At 70.4% G+C, this 16,126-nt stretch carries 15 protein-coding genes; 9 read left to right on the top strand and 6 right to left on the bottom strand.

Annotation, left to right across the window (positions count from 1 at the left end; translation table 11 throughout):
- Positions 1–77: 77 nt before the first annotated feature.
- Both AC6EI4_RS18390 and AC6EI4_RS18385 read right to left on the bottom strand, forming a co-directional pair.
- On the bottom strand, positions 78–1,238 hold the full coding sequence (locus tag AC6EI4_RS18390; RefSeq protein WP_498452346.1) for a tyrosine-type recombinase/integrase: 1,161 nt from the start codon (positions 1,236–1,238) through the stop codon (positions 78–80).
- Between the two features lie 193 nt (positions 1,239–1,431).
- Complete coding sequence (locus AC6EI4_RS18385) at positions 1,432–1,947, bottom strand: GNAT family N-acetyltransferase (RefSeq protein ID WP_498452345.1); 516 nt, start codon at positions 1,945–1,947, stop codon at positions 1,432–1,434.
- Positions 1,948–2,078: 131 nt separating this feature from the next.
- Here AC6EI4_RS18385 and AC6EI4_RS18380 point away from each other — a divergent pair, with 131 nt between their 5' ends.
- From AC6EI4_RS18380 to AC6EI4_RS18360, 5 genes are all read left to right on the top strand, one after another.
- Positions 2,079–2,303, top strand: coding sequence for a hypothetical protein (locus tag AC6EI4_RS18380; protein ID WP_498452344.1), 225 nt, complete (start codon positions 2,079–2,081; stop codon positions 2,301–2,303).
- Positions 2,300–4,999 carry an McrB family protein gene (locus AC6EI4_RS18375; protein WP_498452343.1) on the top strand — a complete coding sequence of 900 codons (2,700 nt, stop codon included), beginning with the start codon at positions 2,300–2,302 and terminating at the stop codon, positions 4,997–4,999. Before AC6EI4_RS18380 ends, AC6EI4_RS18375 begins: the two co-directional genes overlap by 4 nt.
- A complete protein-coding gene (locus AC6EI4_RS18370) occupies positions 4,974–6,194 on the top strand; it encodes an McrC family protein (protein ID WP_498452342.1) in 1,221 nt (406 codons plus the stop codon). The genes AC6EI4_RS18375 and AC6EI4_RS18370 overlap by 26 nt, the downstream gene beginning before the upstream one ends.
- On the top strand, positions 6,191–7,495 hold the full coding sequence (locus AC6EI4_RS18365; RefSeq protein ID WP_498452341.1) for a hypothetical protein: 1,305 nt from the start codon (positions 6,191–6,193) through the stop codon (positions 7,493–7,495). The genes AC6EI4_RS18370 and AC6EI4_RS18365 overlap by 4 nt, the downstream gene beginning before the upstream one ends.
- A gap of 606 nt (positions 7,496–8,101) precedes the next feature.
- Positions 8,102–8,386 carry an alpha/beta fold hydrolase gene (locus AC6EI4_RS18360; protein ID WP_498452340.1) on the top strand — a complete coding sequence of 95 codons (285 nt, stop codon included), beginning with the start codon at positions 8,102–8,104 and terminating at the stop codon, positions 8,384–8,386.
- Here AC6EI4_RS18360 and AC6EI4_RS18355 read toward each other — a convergent pair.
- Positions 8,370–8,954, bottom strand: a complete 585-nt coding sequence (locus AC6EI4_RS18355; RefSeq protein WP_498452339.1) for a hypothetical protein — start codon at positions 8,952–8,954, stop codon at positions 8,370–8,372. The genes AC6EI4_RS18360 and AC6EI4_RS18355 overlap by 17 nt on opposite strands.
- Before the next feature lie 32 nt (positions 8,955–8,986).
- On the opposite strand from AC6EI4_RS18355, the gene AC6EI4_RS18350 reads away from it, so the two are divergent.
- The 3 genes from AC6EI4_RS18350 (at position 8,987) to AC6EI4_RS18340 (ending at position 11,870) form a co-directional block, all read left to right on the top strand.
- A complete protein-coding gene (locus AC6EI4_RS18350; RefSeq protein WP_498452338.1) occupies positions 8,987–9,373 on the top strand; it encodes a hypothetical protein in 387 nt (128 codons plus the stop codon).
- Positions 9,374–9,596: 223 nt separating this feature from the next.
- A complete protein-coding gene (locus tag AC6EI4_RS18345; RefSeq protein WP_498452337.1) occupies positions 9,597–11,384 on the top strand; it encodes an alpha/beta hydrolase domain-containing protein in 1,788 nt (595 codons plus the stop codon).
- 132 nt (positions 11,385–11,516) lie between these two features.
- Positions 11,517–11,870, top strand: coding sequence for a VOC family protein (locus AC6EI4_RS18340; protein WP_498452336.1), 354 nt, complete (start codon positions 11,517–11,519; stop codon positions 11,868–11,870).
- Here AC6EI4_RS18340 and AC6EI4_RS18335 read toward each other — a convergent pair.
- The 3 genes from AC6EI4_RS18335 to AC6EI4_RS18325 all read right to left on the bottom strand — a co-directional run bounded on the left by AC6EI4_RS18335 (position 11,849) and on the right by AC6EI4_RS18325 (position 15,114).
- Positions 11,849–12,679, bottom strand: a complete 831-nt coding sequence (locus AC6EI4_RS18335; protein WP_498452335.1) for an enoyl-CoA hydratase/isomerase family protein — start codon at positions 12,677–12,679, stop codon at positions 11,849–11,851. The two genes, AC6EI4_RS18340 and AC6EI4_RS18335, sit on opposite strands and share 22 nt — an antisense overlap.
- Entirely contained in the window at positions 12,676–13,824 is a 1,149-nt protein-coding gene (locus tag AC6EI4_RS18330) for an acyl-CoA dehydrogenase family protein (RefSeq protein WP_498452334.1), read from the bottom strand. Before AC6EI4_RS18330 ends, AC6EI4_RS18335 begins: the two co-directional genes overlap by 4 nt.
- Before the next feature lie 66 nt (positions 13,825–13,890).
- Entirely contained in the window at positions 13,891–15,114 is a 1,224-nt protein-coding gene (locus AC6EI4_RS18325; protein WP_498425120.1) for a CaiB/BaiF CoA transferase family protein, read from the bottom strand.
- 95 nt (positions 15,115–15,209) lie between these two features.
- Here AC6EI4_RS18325 and AC6EI4_RS18320 point away from each other — a divergent pair, with 95 nt between their 5' ends.
- Entirely contained in the window at positions 15,210–16,124 is a 915-nt protein-coding gene (locus AC6EI4_RS18320; protein WP_498425121.1) for a LysR substrate-binding domain-containing protein, read from the top strand.
- Positions 16,125–16,126: the final 2 nt, after the last annotated feature.

The raw sequence follows: 16,126 nt of genomic DNA, 5'->3' as shown, positions 1-16,126 counted from the left end.
GCATAGAGAGCTGCCCGCCGATCACCTGGACCGAGTCTGGCCGGACGCCGGTCCTACGGGAATCGTCTAGTAGCCGCCTATGAGCCAGCCAGCTCCGAAAGGCGCCGGGCGATCTCAGCGTCGCGGTCAGCAGCCGCATGCTGGTAGCGCATCGCCGCACCGGGGGTCGAGTGACCGAGGCGACCCATGAGCTCTGCGAGCGTGGCGCCGGTCTGCGCGGCCAGGACAGCGCCGGTGTGGCGGAGGTCGTGCCACCGGAGATCCGGACGGCCCGCCGCCTCTCGGGCCGGGTAGTAGACCTTGTAGAGCGTCGCCGGAGCCATATGGCGGTTGCTGTCGCCCGCGGCCGGGAAGAGCAGCGATTCCCTGCCGGGTGCGGTGTGGTTTGAGAGGTGGTCCTTCACCAGCGGCAGCAGGTGAGGCGGGATGGCGATGTCGCGTATGCCGGCGTCGGTCTTGGGTGGGCCGATGATGAACTCACCGTCGACCCGAACCACGCCTCGGCGTACTTTCACCCGTCCGGTGCGGAGGTCGATGTCGCCGCGGCGGAGCTCGGTCAGCTCGCCGAAGCGCATGGCGCACCACGCGGCCAGGAGCGTCATGAGCTTGTAGCGATCCGGCATCTCTTCGACGATCGTCCTGAGTTCTTCGAGACTGGCCGGCTGAACGTGGTGGGCGCGCTTCGCGCTGCCGGCTCCGCGGATCTGAGCCGGGTTGTAGGGGACCAGAGGATGGGGGTGCTCCGAAGCGGCGCTGGCGAAGATGGTGCGGAGGAGGCTGTAGGCGTGGGCGCGAATCGTTTCGCGTCCGGGCGCGAGGGCGTCGTACCACGTGTTCACGTCGTCAGCCGAGATCCGGTCGATGCGCTCGTCGCCGAACGTCGGGTAGATGAACGTGTCGAGCAGCATCCGGTACTGCTGCCTGGTCGTGGGTCGCAGCGCGCGCCCTTGGGTCTTCCTGGTCTCGAGCCAAATGTCCGCGTACGCCTGCAGGGTCGGCACCGATCGGCTCGCCGCCCCGCGAGCCGCCACCTCCGGGGCCCACACCTCCATCTCGATCTCGGCGCGACGAGCCGACAGCCAGGCCACGGCGTCGTCCCGAGAAGCGAACGTCATCGGTGCCCGGTAGAGCCGACGGTCGGGCCCGGTGTAGGCCGCACGGTAGCGCCCGTTGTCCCGTTCCTCGATCCGTCCGAAGCCGCGTCGAGCCCTCTGCTTGGACGAAATCTTTTGGCCCATCAGTATCGCCTTTCGGGGAATAACTGGGGAATAACGCCGTCATTTCGTGTCCGGAAGTGTCCGAACCTGTCCAAGGACGAAACGGCCTCTGACCTGCGAGTTTACCCCTAGAGATGGACCTAGAGAGGGGTCTCGTGGTAGCCCCATTCTCAAAGGTTCGAACCCAGTATCGCCCAGCGAGAAAGCCCAGGTCCTACGGCCTGGGCTTTCGCTGTTGGACACGCTTCTTCACGCGAGAGCCTTCAGAGCGCCAGCGTGAAGAAGCAGCTGTCGGGCTGGGCTTGTAGGCGCCGAACGGCCCGCATGGCATGAAGCCGGCGGCGGCGTACAGCGTGCGGGCGGGGGCGAAGGCGTCCATCGGCCCGGTTTCGAGGCTGATCCGAGTGGCGCCGCGCTCGCGGGCGAGGGCGAGCAGGTGGTGCAGCATCCGGCGTCCGTGGCCATGGCCGCGGTGCTCCCGGGCGGTGTGCATCGACTTCAGCTCCAGGTGTCCGTCGCCGAGGTCGCGCAGCGCGCCGATGGCGACCAGCGTGCCGCCGATCCGGGGCGAGCAGAAGGTCATCTCGGGGCCGAGTAGTCCGCCGACGTCGAGCGCGTGCACATCCTCGGGCGGACTGTGTTCGTGGCCGAAAGTGAGGTGGCGCGCCAGCAGGGCGCGCACGTCGTCGGCGCGCGGGTCGTCAGGGCCGAGCACGGGAGCGGCGGTCATGGGATGGATCCTTCCGGACCGCGAGGGGAAGCTCCCGAGATCTGCACCCGGCGGCGCTCGATTTCCGACTATGCGGCAGATGGCTGACATAGGTTGAGGGCCGCAGGTTGTGACCGTGAGATGAGGGGGATATGGACGTCTTCAAGGTCCACGACCAGATGATCGATGACTACCGCGCGTTCACCTCGGGGTTCGTCATGACGTATGGGGTTGTGAAGCAGCAGCCCACGCCGACGCCCGTCACCTTCGACGCGCCGGTTCCTTGGGCGGAGGCCCGACGCGGCCGCCACCGGAGTCCTGTTCGTCCCCGCCACCCCGGGCGCCCGACCACCGCACGCATTGAGACGTCCGTATGAGCACCATGCTCGACCCGGCACCGTCCTCGGCGGACATGCAGCCCGACGCAGAGTGGCCCCAGCGCTACCGGGCGCGGCTTCGCGCGACGCTTGAAGAGCTCGTCGGACAACCGGGACCCGTGCCTTTCCCCGAGGTGCAAAAGCTGGCTGCGGCCAGGGTTCCGCTCAACGACTATGACCAGAGCGTCACCAAGAACGACGCGGTGCGTGCGTGGACGAACTTGGGTTGGCTGCTCACCACCAGCTTCCAGCATGCGGGGTGGTTGCACGCAACCGCCGACGGTGGGTTCCGTGCGACGCGGGAAGGCGCCGTGGCGCTGACCGAGCACCCGGAGCCGCAGGCGCTCTACGAGGCCGCCAACCTGGCCTATCGCGAATGGGACACGCTTCGGAAGTCCACGCCGTCCCCCGGCCGGATCGAACCGGCCACCGAGATCATCCGCGGCGGTGCCGGCTTCTCCCACGCCAGGCTGGCCATTACGCCGGTGCTAACAGCGTGGCGGTCGGGCCAGTCGGCGCTTGCCCCCGGCGCCGACGTGTGGGGAGCAGCATCGGCGAGGGAGCTGAGGGACTTCCTCGTCGGCAACCCCGATCCCGACGGGCCCATGACGGGGCTGGAGTCGGACAGGGCGCGGTTGTTGGCGACCGAGATGTGGGTGGTGCTCATTGGGCCGTTGAGTGACATGGTCGCGTCCACCAAGCGCAGTCGCGTGCGCAACCCCCTCCTGCTGATGTCCGAGCTGCCGCCCGGACTGCCCTCGGAGATGTCGTCGCATCTGGAACAGGGGTTCGTCCACGCTGGACAGGCGCTTATCGCGACTCCGTGGGTGATGCTGTCGTCGTTCGCGCAACTGGCGGTGCACTGGCATGCGCAGTCGGCTGATGACCGCGAGGGCCTCTGGAACGACCCGTGGGCGTTCCGTGACCTCGCCGACGCCGCACCTGGCGTGGATCCACGCGTCGCGGCCCTGTTGTGCGTCGTCGTTCACCCGGAGTCGTTCACCACCGTGCTGCGGCCGGCGGACCGCGCGGCGATCGTCACCGCGCTCGGTAAGGAGGCAGATGCGCTGACCGGTGATGTCGAGAAGGACCTCAAGAGCATCACGCTGCGCCTACAGGCCGAGTCCGACGGGGCGCCGGTGCGCTACGACCAGGCGCCGCTTCTGCAGGACTGGAGCACGGCAGAAGGAGGCCGCGCCTGGCTGGTTCGGGGCGAGGTCGACCAGCAGAACCGCGTGCCGACGTGGGTGCGACAGGGGATCGTGTCGATCACCGTCGGGAAGCTCACCCAGTTGCCAAAGGACCCGTCGCAGAACTCGCTGAGCGACCTGGTCGACGAGCACTACGGTGACCTGCAGGTGGTGAAGCGGGAGTCGAAGAAGCGCGACGTGCTGTCCTTCGCGCTTGGGATGTCCGACGGCGATCTCGTTGCGACGGTCGACGGCGGTGCGCTTCGCCTTGGCGTCGTGCAGGACGAGCCTGCGCGATTGCAGTCGATCGGCGGAATGACGCTGCTGACACGGACCGTGGCGTGGTACCCGGACCTGGCACCCGAGGTGAAGTCGCTGCCCGGGACTGTGCGCAGCCGGCTGCGGTTCAAGGGTGAAGATGTTCTGGACCTCACCGAGATCGCCAGCGCTCTCGGCGACCTACGGCCGGAGGACGAGGAGCCGGTGCGGCCCGACGACCTCGAGGACGTCGACGGTGGCGATTCGCTCACGGACGGCGTCGAGTCCGAAGAGGGCCATGACGAGCAGACTCAACCCGAGGTCGCCGTCCTGGCCTGCGACGAAGAGGTGTTGGCGGCTCGGCTGCACCACGCAGACCCGTCCTGGATATCTGAGCTTCTGGTCAGCTTGAACGAGCGGCGCCAGGTGGTGCTGGAGGGCCCGCCGGGAACCGGCAAGACGTTTATGGTGCAGGCGCTTCTCGACGCGTGTGGGCTCACCGAGGCGCAGTCCGCGCTTGTGCAGTTCCACCCGACGTACTCGTATGAGGACTTTGTTGAGGGATTCAGGCCGGTAGCCATGTCCGACGCCGGTGGGGCGTCGTTGACGGTGACACCGGGGCCACTGAAGCGGATCGCGGAGGAGGCGCGCAACGCGCCCGGCAAGCCCTTCGTGCTGGTGATCGACGAGATCAACCGCGCCAACATCGCGAAGGTCTTTGGCGAGCTGTATTTCTTGCTTGAGTACCGCGGAGCCGAGGTAGAACTGCTTTACAGCGCGGGGGAGCGATTCGCGTTGCCGCCAAACCTGTTCATCATCGGCACGATGAACACCGCGGACCGGTCGATCGCGCTCCTGGACGCAGCGATGCGGCGCCGGTTCGTGTTCCTGTCGATGGGGTCGGAGGAGCCGGCGCTGGCGGGGATGTTGCACCGCTGGTGCGAGGCCACCGGTCGCCCGATCGCGTTGGGCGACCTGCGCGATCGCCTCAACGCTGAGATGGCCAAGCGGGGTCTGGACCCAGCGCTGGCGTTCGGGCCGTCGTACTTCATGCGGGACGGCGTCGAGACTCCGGCAGCCCTTGATCGGCTGTGGCGGCGCGAGCTTCGTCCGATGCTTGTCGAGCACCACTACGGCAAGCACCAACAGGTCGACGCGTGGTACCCGTTCTCCGGATGGGTGCGTGATCTTGGGCTGGACGGCCTCGCCGAGACGCCGGTTGGTGAAGCCGGTGCCGACGCGCAGTGACCTGGAGCGGCTGTCCGAGGGGCAGACGCTCTACCCGGTAGACCTGACCACGGCCGAGGCGGCCGCGCTGAACACCTCGCAGTTGGTGAAGGCAATCCCGGACGAGCTGGGCTGGCGGGTCACGGCCGAGTACTGGGTCGGGACGGTGGGTCGCGGCGACCTCGTGGTGCGTGTGGCGCCGAAGATCGGAGAAGTGCAGGTGCTGCGCCTCTTGGCAATGGCGGACGGTGCTGCGGACCTGGCGGTTGACGATGAACGTGTCGATGTCGCGGACGACGCAGACCTGTCCGCCGTCCTGGCCCGGATGTTCGTGCTGGAGGCTGAGCGCGCGCTCGCGACGGGGCCCTTGCGGGGCTACCGCACCGAGGACCAGACGCTTCCGGTGCTGCGAGGCCGGTTGCGGCTCCGGGATCAGTACCTGCGACGGTTCGGCCAGCTGAGCCCGCTGGAGGTGACGGTAGATGAGTGGACCGTCGACACCGCGGAGAACCGCCTGATCCGATCGGCCGCGCTGGCGCTGCTTGCTCTGCCCGGCCTGACATCCGGGGTGGAGACGGATCTGAGGCGGGTGGACCGGATGTTGATTGAGGCCGGTCGTCTGGTGCCGGGGGCGGCGCTGCCGGCGTGGCAGCCGACGCGGTTGAACGCCCGGCTACACGCGCTGCTGGGGTTGGCCGAGTTGACGTTGCGGCACGTGAGCGTGGAGAGCGCGGCGGGTGACACCGTCGTCCACGGGTTCCGGGTGAACATGGCGCACCTGTTCGAGCGCCTCGTGGCGCGCCTGCTGGCCGAGGTCGACCCTGCCTGGTCCGCCCAGGTGACGCTGCCCCTCGACCAACGGCAGACGCTGGTGATCCGGCCTGACCTGGTGCGCGACGCCGGCACCGGATGGAGCGGCGTCGCGGACACCAAGTACAAGGTGCTCGACGATGCGGGCAAAGTCTCGAACGCCGACATCTACCAGCTCGTTACCTACTGCGCGCGCCTCGGCCTCACCGCTGGGCACCTGATCTACGCCGACGGGGGGACCCCGCCGCCGGCCTACGAGGTGAGAGGTACCGACGCCGCCATCGCAGTCCACCGGGTCGACCTCACCGCGTCGCCGGACGCGCTGCGTGCCGAGGTGTCGGCGTTGGCAGCAAAACTCGCACTTGCACGTACCGACAGAGCACTGAGGATGGTGGACAGCGCGTGAGTCACGACCAGCCCCTGGAGGGCAATGAGATCCAGCTGGTGGCCGATGACCACGGCCTGGCTGTGTTCGGGGCGCCGAGCGCTGTCGAGCGGTTCCTCGCCTCTGAAGGGCTGATGGCTGCGCGGCCGACAGCGACGGGTCTGGGAGTGGGCCGCCTCAGCGGGCTGCTCGGGACAGGCTCGGCGGCGGCGCAGGCCGGCTCGGAGATCGCCGCGAGCTCGGGTCGCTGGGTGAAGCTCAGCAAAGAATCGGCCGAGGCCATGAAGAAGTACGGACTCAGGGAAAGCTCAAAGAGCGGCCTCAAGACCGGGGTGCTGAAAGGCGACAAGGGCCAGGTCAAAGGCTTCGTCGAGTTTGTACGCGGCCCGGGGACTGCACTCACGAACCCGGCCATGTTGGCCGGCGCTGCCGGCATGATGGCGCAGTTGGCGATGCAGCAGACGATGGACGAGATCACCGACTACCTGGTGCGCATCGACGCGAAGCTGGACGACGTCCTGCGGGCGCAGAAGGACTCGGTGGTCTCGAGGCTGACCGGTGCAGGGATGGCGATCGACGAGGCAATGACGGTCAGTCAAGCCCGAGGCAAGGTCGACGCAGTGACGTGGTCGAAGGTGCAGAACCTGTCCACCACCATCGCTGAGGTCCAGGGCTACGCGTTGGGACAGCTCGATGCACTGGCCGGCAAGCTCGAGTCTGCCGGAAAGCTGTCGGACATCGCGGACGCCACCGCGGCCGCCGCGGAATCGACGCAGGAGTGGTTGGTGGTGCTGGCCCGGACGTTCCAGCTCCAAGAAGGGCTCGACGTCCTCGAGCTCGACCGGGTGCTCGACGCGTCCCCGGCGGGGGTCGACGATCACCGGCGCGGTCTGGAAGAGGCGCGCCGCAAGCGCCTCACCGACATCGGCAGGGCCACCGAGCGGCTGCTGACGCGGATCGTCTCGGCGGCCGGCACCGCCAACGACAAGGTATTGCTGCACCCGGCTGCATCGCCCAAAGCGGTGCGCGCCAGTGACCAGGTGAGTGGCTCGATCACCGACTTCCACGGGCTGCTCGGCTTGGAGTCGACCGGTGAGGCAGTGGAGGTACGCCGTTGGTCGGCCGCGGCGGGTGAGGTTCGCGACCGGGCTGTCGAGACCGGGGCCGAGGGCATCGGCGCGGCCCGGCGCGGGGGAGGCGTTGCCCTCGGCCGCGTCCGGGAGGGTGTCGGCGGTGCGCGCAGGTCGGTGCAGGCGTTGCCGGGCCGGCTGAGATCGGGCCGTGGTCGGTCAGCCGGCGATGCCGAGGACTCTGAAGGCTGATGGCTCGCCCGAGTCGGCCTTATGGTCGCGGAGAGACGCTCACGGCCTGGCTTCTAGGTTCCTTAGCGCCGGACTAGCGGGACCGGGCATCCCTCGGGCAACGCTGCGCGGCGCTACAGATCAGGTGGCACTTATCCGTGCAGCAGTCCCGATCAAGCGGCGCCGTACCAGTCAGTGACGGCCGCGGGGGGATGTCCCTGAGGGGCACACCACCGAACGTGGGGAGGATGAAGCGCTCCAGCAGGTCCTGGTAGTGATCGCGGGTCCGGCCGGCGAGGGGGTGGCCCTTGACCTTCTGCCCGGCCAACCACTGGGGTGCATAGGCACCCCTGCCGTGCGCCTCATGAACGCGTCCGTCAAGCCCGTCACGCTGAGCCGGGAATCATTAAAACCGCAGGTCAGAAGCGGACAGCTGGGAGGCCCAGATGCTCCCGCTCGCCGACCACCGCTACCGGGTCATCGCGCACGACCGCCGAGGCCACGACGCTCCAGCCAAAGCAGGTTTGGCAACGACATGGACACCTACGCCGACCACCTCACCTGCCTCGTCGACACTCTCGACCTGAACGACCTGACCCTGGTGCCTTCTCCACCGGCGGCGGCGAGGTGGCCCGCTACATCGGCCGACACGGCACCGGACGCGTTCTGGTGCCAGGGCAGGCCGGTCACCGCAACGCCTACGAGTGCATCACTGCGTTCTCCACCACCGACTTCTACACCGACCTCGACGCCTTTGACGTCCTCACCCTGGTGGTCCACGGCGACGACGACCAGGTCGTGCCGTTCGAGGTCGGCGGCCAGAGGTCCGCCGAACGGATCGCCGAACGGATCGCCGTCGCGGAGCTGCGAGCAACGGGCTGTGCGGCAGAACTCCTCACCCACGAGGGATGACGCGCGACGGGGGAGGCGACAGGCTGAGACCAGCGGCGATCGGGAGGAGGGCCCCGATGGGCACGTCCCGCACGGACGCTGAGTTGCCGCCCGGGGCGCCGGCTCCCGGCTCGGCCGAGGCCGCGGCGTACGCGGCTCTCGAGCGCCTGCCGCAGCGGTTGCGGCGCCCGATCCTCCGGTTGCTGTCCCGCGGGCTCGGCGGGATCGTGTTCCGCAGTGTGGCGTCCTGCGTGCAGATCGAGATCTTCGACCGTTCGATGACGATCGCTGCCCAGTTCTTCACGTCGGTGTTCCCGATCCTGATCCTGCTCGCCACGTGGTTGGACGACGACCACACCGGCCGGGTCGCGGACGCGGTCCTTCTGCCCCAGGGGTCCCGCTCGGTGCTGGACGAGGCGGTCCACACCTCCGGGGGAACCGGCTTCGGCGTGGTGGGCGCCCTCATCGTGTTCGCATCGGCGACCAGCCTGTCGCGAGCGCTGACCCGTGCCTTCGCGGCGGTCTGGGAGCTGCCGCGGCCCAAGAGCAGCTTGCGGGTGGCCTGGCGATGGCTGGCGGTGGTGGTCACGATGGCGCTGTCGGCTGGTCGTGGTGCGGGCCGTGAGTGGGTTCGCCGCCGCCGTCCCCCCGGGGGAGGTCTGGCGGCGGGTGGTGGCCTTCGCCTGCGATCTGTTGCTGATGGTCTTCGTGCCCTGGCTGCTGCTCTCGGGGGCCGTCCGGTTGCGGCGCCTGGTGCCGGCGGGACTCCTCTTCGCGGCGCTGATGCTGGTGGTGCGCCCGGCATCGGCCGTCTGGCTGCCGCACGCGCTCGAGGTCAGCGCCGATCGCTACGGCTCGATCGGGGTGGCGTTCACCTATCTGGCGTGGCTGTACGTCGTGGCGTTCTGCGTCCTGGTGGCGGCGGTCGTCGGGCGGGCGATCACCGACGATCCCGGTCGGGTCGGCGCCTGGGCCCGCGGCTCCGAGGGGCAGGGGGCGAGGTCCTGACACGTGGTGGCCCCGTCGATCGCGATGCTGGCCGCCACGCTGGGGGCCGGTTCGCTCGGCTCACCTGCCGCGGATGAACCGAGCCCGACGTCCGTGGTTCCGCCCAGCGGGAAGTGCCTGTGACCCGCGTCACGTGCCGCCTAGGGTGACCCTGCCGTGGAGACCCGCGGCGCATCAGCTGACCGCGGTGCCGCCGAGCAGCCGGTCGAGTCAGGAGCCCGCCTTGTTCGGTCATGTCCTCCGCTCCCTCGTGCTCCTCCTGGCCCTGGCCGGGCTGAGCCTCGGCCCCACGGTGCCGTCCGTCGCCGGCCCGGTGGCGAGCGAACCGATCGGCTGTGCGTCCCAGCAGCAGGCCCTCACCGGCGCCGAGAAGGCGCTGGTGAAGGCCCAGAAGGCGGTCGCCAAGCGCGCCGCCACCTGGACGCGCGCCGACCGAGCCGTCGAGCGGGCCAGGAAGCGGTTCGCGGCCCACCCGACGCCGAAGAAGCGCGCGCGGCTGGCCGAGGCCAGGGGAGCGAGGAAGCGAGCCGGGACCCAGCTGCGCCAGGCGAAGGCCCGGCGCGCCGCGGCGAGGACGGCGCTGGTCGCCGCCCGCCGCGACTTCCGGGACTGCCAGGCCGCGCAACCGCGGATCACCGGCCCTGTCACCGGCGGGGAGCACGGCTTCCCCGGGACCGCGACCACGTTGGATCTGGCCTCCCACGGCTACGCGGAGACCGAGTACTTCCTCAGCGGCACCGCCACGTCGTACCAGCGCGCCGGCGCCTGGACCTCGAACGGCGAGTGGGGAGTGCGCGCGCAGGACACCGCGCCGTACCGGACCCGGCTGCTGGTGCGCGCGCCCGAGGACGCCGCGGACTTCAACGGCACCGTGCTGGTGGAGTGGCTCAACGTCTCCGGCAACTCCGACGCCGACGTCGCCTTCCCCTACATGTACGACGAGCTGCTGCGCCAGGGCTACGCCTGGGTGGGCGTCTCCGCGCAGAGCGTCGGTGTGAACAGCCTCGGCGGTGCCAGCACCGTCGGCGAGAGCGTCCGGGGCCTGCGCGACTGGGACCCGGCGCGCTACGGCGACCTGGTGCACCCCGGCGACGCCTACTCCTACGACATCTTCAGCCAGGCCGGCCGGGCGCTGCGCTCGGCCGCCGGAGTCGACCCGCTGCCCGGGATGGAGGTCGAGCACCTGATCGCCGCCGGGCAGTCGCAGTCGGCGTTCCGGATGATCACCTACGCCAACGCCATCCAGCCGGTCGCCGACGTCTACGACGGCCTGATCGTGCACGCCCGCTCCGGCGTCAACGCCCCGCTCGGCGAGCAGACCGAGGGCGCCGCCCCGCAGGGCCCGGCCGGCCCGGACGCCCCCTCCCCGGTGCGGGTGCGCACCGACCTCGACGTGCCGGTGATGCAGCTGGTCTCCGAGACCGAGCTCTTCGAGACCGGCGGCGGCGCCCCCGACACGATGTTCAGCGCCGCCCGCCAGCCCGACACCGACCTGATCCGCACCTGGGAGCTGGCCGGCACCGCGCACTCCGACCGGTACCTGGTGGCGATCATGAACGCCATGTACCAGCGCCAGTTCGAGGGCGCCCGCGACCTGTCGCCGGTGCTCGGCCTGGTCAACGACGGACCCCAGCGCTACCTCGCCTCCGCCGCGCTGCGGGCGATGCGCACCTGGATCGTGGACGGCGTCGCACCCGCCAGCGCCGAGCCGATCCGCACCGCCGACGGCGCGATCGACCGCGACGCCCACGGCAACGCCCTGGGCGGGGTCCGCAGCCCGCAGGTCGACGTGCCGGTGGCCACCCTCTCCGGCGACACCACGATGGTGCCGCTGAACGGGTTCACCATCCGCTTCGACGCCGCGCGGCTGCGCGAGCTCTACGGCAGCCACACCACGTACGTCGAGCGCTTCACGCAGGCGGCCCAGGCTGCGGTCGACGGCGGCTTCCTGCTCCCCGAGGACGCCGCGACGCTGATCGCCGAGGCGACCGCGTCCACCGTGGGGGACTGAGCCTCACGCGCAGGAGTCGCTGCCCCCGGCCGGGCGACCTCGAGCCGGGTCTAGGGTGAGGATCCGACCCGGCCCACGGGCTCATCCGGAGTCCCGCGCGGGCGACCGGGCCCTGAGGCTGGAGGATGCCGCGTGAGCGACTACGACGTGCGGATGCTGATGCTGAGCACCGAGAACCTCGACGAGTCGATCGAGTTCTACACCGAGAGCCTCGGCATGACGCTGAAGTTCCGCGACGGCGCCCACTTCGCCGCCCTCGACGGCGGATCGCTCACCCTGGCCCTGGCCACCGCCGTCGACCACCCCCTCCCCGGCCGGGTCGTCCCCGGCATCAAGACCGCGGACGTCGACGCGGCCGTCGTCGCGGTCGAGAAGGCCGGCGGCGCCGTGATCCGGGCCGCCTACAACGACGCGCACGAACGACGCGCGGTCGTCTACGACAACCAGGGCAACCCCCTCGTCTTCTACTCGCCGCTTCCGCGCTGACTGGGCTGGGTGAAGGTCGCGGCCCGGCGCTGGAGGAAGGCCGCGCGTCCCTCCGCGAAGTCGGGCCCTGCCAGGAGCTCGACCTGGATCCGCGCCTCGGCCTCGAGGAGCTCGTCGAGGGTCCCGCCACACGCCGCGAGCAGCTGCTTGGTCGCGGCGGTGGCGGGGGCTGAGAAGGACGCGAGCCTTCCGGCCAGCTCCAAGGCGCGCTCGAGCGCCGTCCCGTCCTCGACCACCTCGTCGACCAGGCCGATCCGCTCGGCCTCGTGAGCCTCGACGGTCCGCGCGGTCAGGAGCATGACGCGCGCTCGGCCGGGCCCGACCCGGCGGGGGAGAGTCCACGAGAGGCCGGTGTCGGCGGCGAGCCCGATCCTGGCGAAGGAGGCCGAGAAGCGGGCGGAGGCACCGGTCACCACCAGATCCCCGGCACAGGCCAGCGCCAGGCCGAGCCCGAAGGCTCCGCCCTCCACCGCGCTGAGGACGGGGAGGTCGGTGCCGACCAGCTCGCGGGTGACCTCGTTCACCACGTCGAGGCGCTGGCGCGAGACCTCGGGGTCCGGCGACATCGAGTTGATGTCGCCCCCGGCGGAGAAGAAGGCTCCCGCGCCGGTCAGCACCAACGCCCGGCAGCCGGGCGCGGCGCTGGCGACGCGCAGGGCAGCCAGCAGCTCTCGGCGGTCCGGGAGGTCGAGGGCGTTGCGCCGCTCCGGGCGGTCCAGGGTGAGGACCCGGACGGCGCCGTGGTCCTCGACCCGGACCGCGGGCCGGTCACCGGGCGGGGCCTGGGCCGCCCTCGCCTGGGCCGTCATCGCGCCGCCCCGCGCAGCAGCTGCTTGGCGATGATGATCTTCTGCACCTCGCTGGTGCCCTCATAGAGCCGGAAGAGCCGGGCGTCGCGGTAGAACCGCTCCACCGGGACCGAGCGCATGTAACCCATGCCGCCGTGCACCTGGACCGCGCGGTCCGCGACCCGGCCGACCATCTCGGTGCAGAAGAGCTTGCTGCTCGACGGCGCGAGCCGTTGATCGCTGCCGTCGTCGTAGGCCCGGGCCGCCTCCAGCACCATCGCGTGGCCGGCATAGGCCTCAGCCTCGGACTCGGCGAGCAGCGCCTGGACCAGCTGGAACTCCCCGATCGGGGTGCCACCCTGGCGGTTGGACGCCGCGTAGTCGACGCTCTCCTTGATCAGGCGCCGGGCCATGCCCACGCAGAGGGCGGCGATGTGCAGCCGGCCCTTGGCCAGGGAGCGCATCGCGGCCCCGAACCCCTCGCCCTCCACCCCGCCGACCAGGTCGGCGGCGGGGACCCGGACGTCGGTGAAGGAGACCTCGCTGGTGGTGGCGCCGCGCTGGCCCATCTTGGCGTCCTTGGGGCCGACCTCGATGCCCTCGGTCCTGGCGTCCACGGCGAAGACGGAGATGCCCTGGGTGCCGGAGGTGGAGTCGTCGGTGCGGGCGAAGACCATGAAGAGATCCGCGTCCGGGGCGTTGGTGATGAACCGCTTCTGGCCGTTGAGCACGTAACCGCCGTCGGCGCGCACGGCGCGGGTCCGGATCCCGCTGGGGTCGGAGCCGGCCTCGGGCTCGGTCAGGGCGAAGGAGGCAACGCTCTCGCCGGAGGCCAGTGCCGGCAGGAGCCGCTTCTTCTGCTCGTCGGTGCCGAAGTTGACCAGCACCTGGCCGGCGATGCCGTTGTTCGTGCCGAACATCGAGCGGAAGGCCGGAGTGGTCCAGCCGAGCTCGATCGCCAGCCGGACCTCCTCCGACATCGAGAAGCCCAGGCCGCCGTGCTCCTCGGGGATCGCATAGCCGAACAACCCCATGGCCGCCGCCTGCTCGCGAATCCGGTCGGGAATCCGGTCGGTCTCCTCGATCTCCTCCTCGGCCGGCACGACCTCGCGGCGCACGAACGTGCGGACCGCGTCGAGGACTGCGGCGAACTCTTCGGTCTCCATGGGGCTCCCTCTGCTGGATGGGTCGGTGCTTGGGACTCGGCTGTCGGTCGGTCAGCGATCGGTCGGTCAGCGCGCGGCGGCGGCGGGGGCAGCCACCTGCGCGGCGCCGGACTCGCGGAGCCGGGAGATGTGGGCGGCATCCAGGCCGAGCTCGCGCAGCACGTCCGCGGTGTGCTCGCCGAGGGCGGGGACCGCGCCCATGGGGAGCTCGACGTCGCGGAAGGTGGTGGGGGGGAGCAGGGCGCGCAACGGGCCGGCCGGGCTCTCGATCTCGCGCCAGCGGTCGCGGGCGGAGAGCTGCGGGTGGTCGATGAGGCCCTGCATGTCGTTGAGCTGGGCAGCCGGCACCCCGGCGGCGGCGAGCCGGCCGTCGAGCTCTGCGGTGGTCTGCCGGATCGTCAGCTCGGCGACCACCCGGTCGCACTCAGCGCGGTTGCGCACCCGCAGGACGTTCGTGGCCAGGCGGGGGTGGACCGCCAGATCGGGACGCTCGAGGACGTCGGCGAGCGCGCTCCACCCGCGGTCGTTCTGGACGCCGATCAGGATCTGGCCGTCGCTGGTGGGATAGGCGTCGTACGGCGCGATCGAGGCGTGGCTCAGCCCCATCCGGGGGATCTGGCGGCCGGCGTACATCTGCATGTACATCGGGTGGCCCAGCCACTCCGCCGTGGCGTCGAACATGGAGACGTCGACGACCGCGCCCTCGCCAGTGCGAGCCCGGCGCAGCAGCGCGGCCAGCACGGACTGGGCGGTGTAGAGGCCGGCGGCGATGTCCGAGCTCGGGACTCCCGTCTTGGTCGCGGTCTCAGGCGTGCCCGTGACCGAGATCAGCCCGGTCTCGGCCTGGATCAGCATGTCGTAGGCCTTGCGGTCCCGCCGGGGACCGTCGGTGCCGTAGCCGGAGATGTTGACCACGACGAGGCCGGGGTTGTCGATCCGTAGCTGCTCACCTTCGAGACCGAGTCGTGTGGCGGCTCCGGGGGCGGAGTTCTGCACGAAGACGTCTGCGCCGGCGATCAGCTGCTTGCCGACGGCCAGGCCCTCGGGGTCTTTGAGGTCAAGCGCGACCGACTCCTTGCCCCGGTTGAGCCAGACGAAGTGCGAGGCGAGGCCGTGGACCGCGTGGTCGTAGTTGCGGGCGAAGTCGCCCTCGCCCACCCGTTCGATCTTGATCACCCGGGCACCGAGGTCCGCGAGGTGGCGGGTGGCCAGCGGTGCAGCCACGGCCTGCTCCAGCGCCACGACGGTGATGCCGGCGAGGGGGAGCGAGGAGTCAGCGGTGTGGGGCATGTCGCAACCATGGCCCGCTTGATTGGGCGGCGTCCAATACTTAATAGTGCGCCGATTGTGTTCCCAGTGATATCAGTGGGTGGTATCACTGGGGCATGGACCTCCATCAGCTCCGTGCCTTCCTCGCCGTCGCCGAGGAGCTGCACTTCGGTCGCGCCGCCGAGCGGATGCACATGGCCCAACCGCCACTGAGCCGCACGATCAAGCAACTGGAGAAGGATCTCGGCGCCCAGCTCTTCGAGCGCACCACCCGGAGCGTTCGGCTCACCACGGCGGGGCAGGCACTGATCCGTCCTGCCTCGGACGCCCTGGAGGCGGTCCGGGTGGCCAGGTCGGCGGTGCGCGCGGCCGGGATCGGGGAGACGGGCCGGGTCCGAGTCGGGTTCGCAGGCCCCTCCTCGCACGTGCTGATCAGCCAGTTGGCCCGTCTGGTCCGCCAGAGTCACCCGGGGATCGAGCTCAGCCTGCAGTCGGTCACCTACGCCTACGAGGGCCTGCGGCTGGTCGTCGACGGGGGAATGGACCTGGCGTTCGTGCGCTTCGCGGCACAGCCGGTGGGTGTCGTCTCCCGGGTGGTGGCCGCGGAGCGCTACGTGCTCGCCGTCCCGGCCGGGCACCGGCTGGCCGGCCGGGAGGAGGTGAGCATGGCCGATTGTCGTGACGAGCCGTTCGTCTCCCTGCCGGCCGACCCTGGTTCCAGCGTGCGGGACGCCTTCATCAGGTCCTGCCACGAGGCCGGGTTCGCGCCGGACATCGTGCAGGCCGCTCCGGACTCGTGGACCGCGATCGCGCTGGTCGCCGCGGGTGTCGGGATCACCTTCACCGTCGACACCGCAGTCGCCAATGTGCCGGTCGACGGCGTCGCGGTGGTGCCGCTGGTCGAGGGGCGCGAGCCCGTCTACGCCCGATTGGCGTGGCGCGAGGGGGACGACAACCCGGCCCTGCGCGAGGTCCTGCGGGCCTCGGAGGTGGCCCTGCCTACGCCGCCAGGAGTTCCCACGGGGGTGTGACC

The sequence above is a fragment of the Nocardioides sp. Z43_10 genome, assembly GCF_059766615.1.
Note: the sequence above shows the minus strand (reverse complement) of the source record. Positions and strands in the feature narration are given on the sequence as shown.

Coding starts and splice junctions, on each gene's coding strand:
- AC6EI4_RS18380 (WP_498452344.1), top strand. CDS start 2,079: ATGGACGTCTTCAAGGTCCACGACCAGATGATCGATGACTACCGCGCG.
- AC6EI4_RS18335 (WP_498452335.1), bottom strand. CDS start 12,679: ATGACGGCCCAGGCGAGGGCGGCCCAGGCCCCGCCCGGTGACCGGCCC.
- AC6EI4_RS18385 (WP_498452345.1), bottom strand. CDS start 1,947: ATGACCGCCGCTCCCGTGCTCGGCCCTGACGACCCGCGCGCCGACGAC.
- AC6EI4_RS18390 (WP_498452346.1), bottom strand. CDS start 1,238: ATGGGCCAAAAGATTTCGTCCAAGCAGAGGGCTCGACGCGGCTTCGGA.
- AC6EI4_RS18325 (WP_498425120.1), bottom strand. CDS start 15,114: ATGCCCCACACCGCTGACTCCTCGCTCCCCCTCGCCGGCATCACCGTC.
- AC6EI4_RS18330 (WP_498452334.1), bottom strand. CDS start 13,824: ATGGAGACCGAAGAGTTCGCCGCAGTCCTCGACGCGGTCCGCACGTTC.
- AC6EI4_RS18320 (WP_498425121.1), top strand. CDS start 15,210: ATGGACCTCCATCAGCTCCGTGCCTTCCTCGCCGTCGCCGAGGAGCTG.
- AC6EI4_RS18375 (WP_498452343.1), top strand. CDS start 2,300: ATGAGCACCATGCTCGACCCGGCACCGTCCTCGGCGGACATGCAGCCC.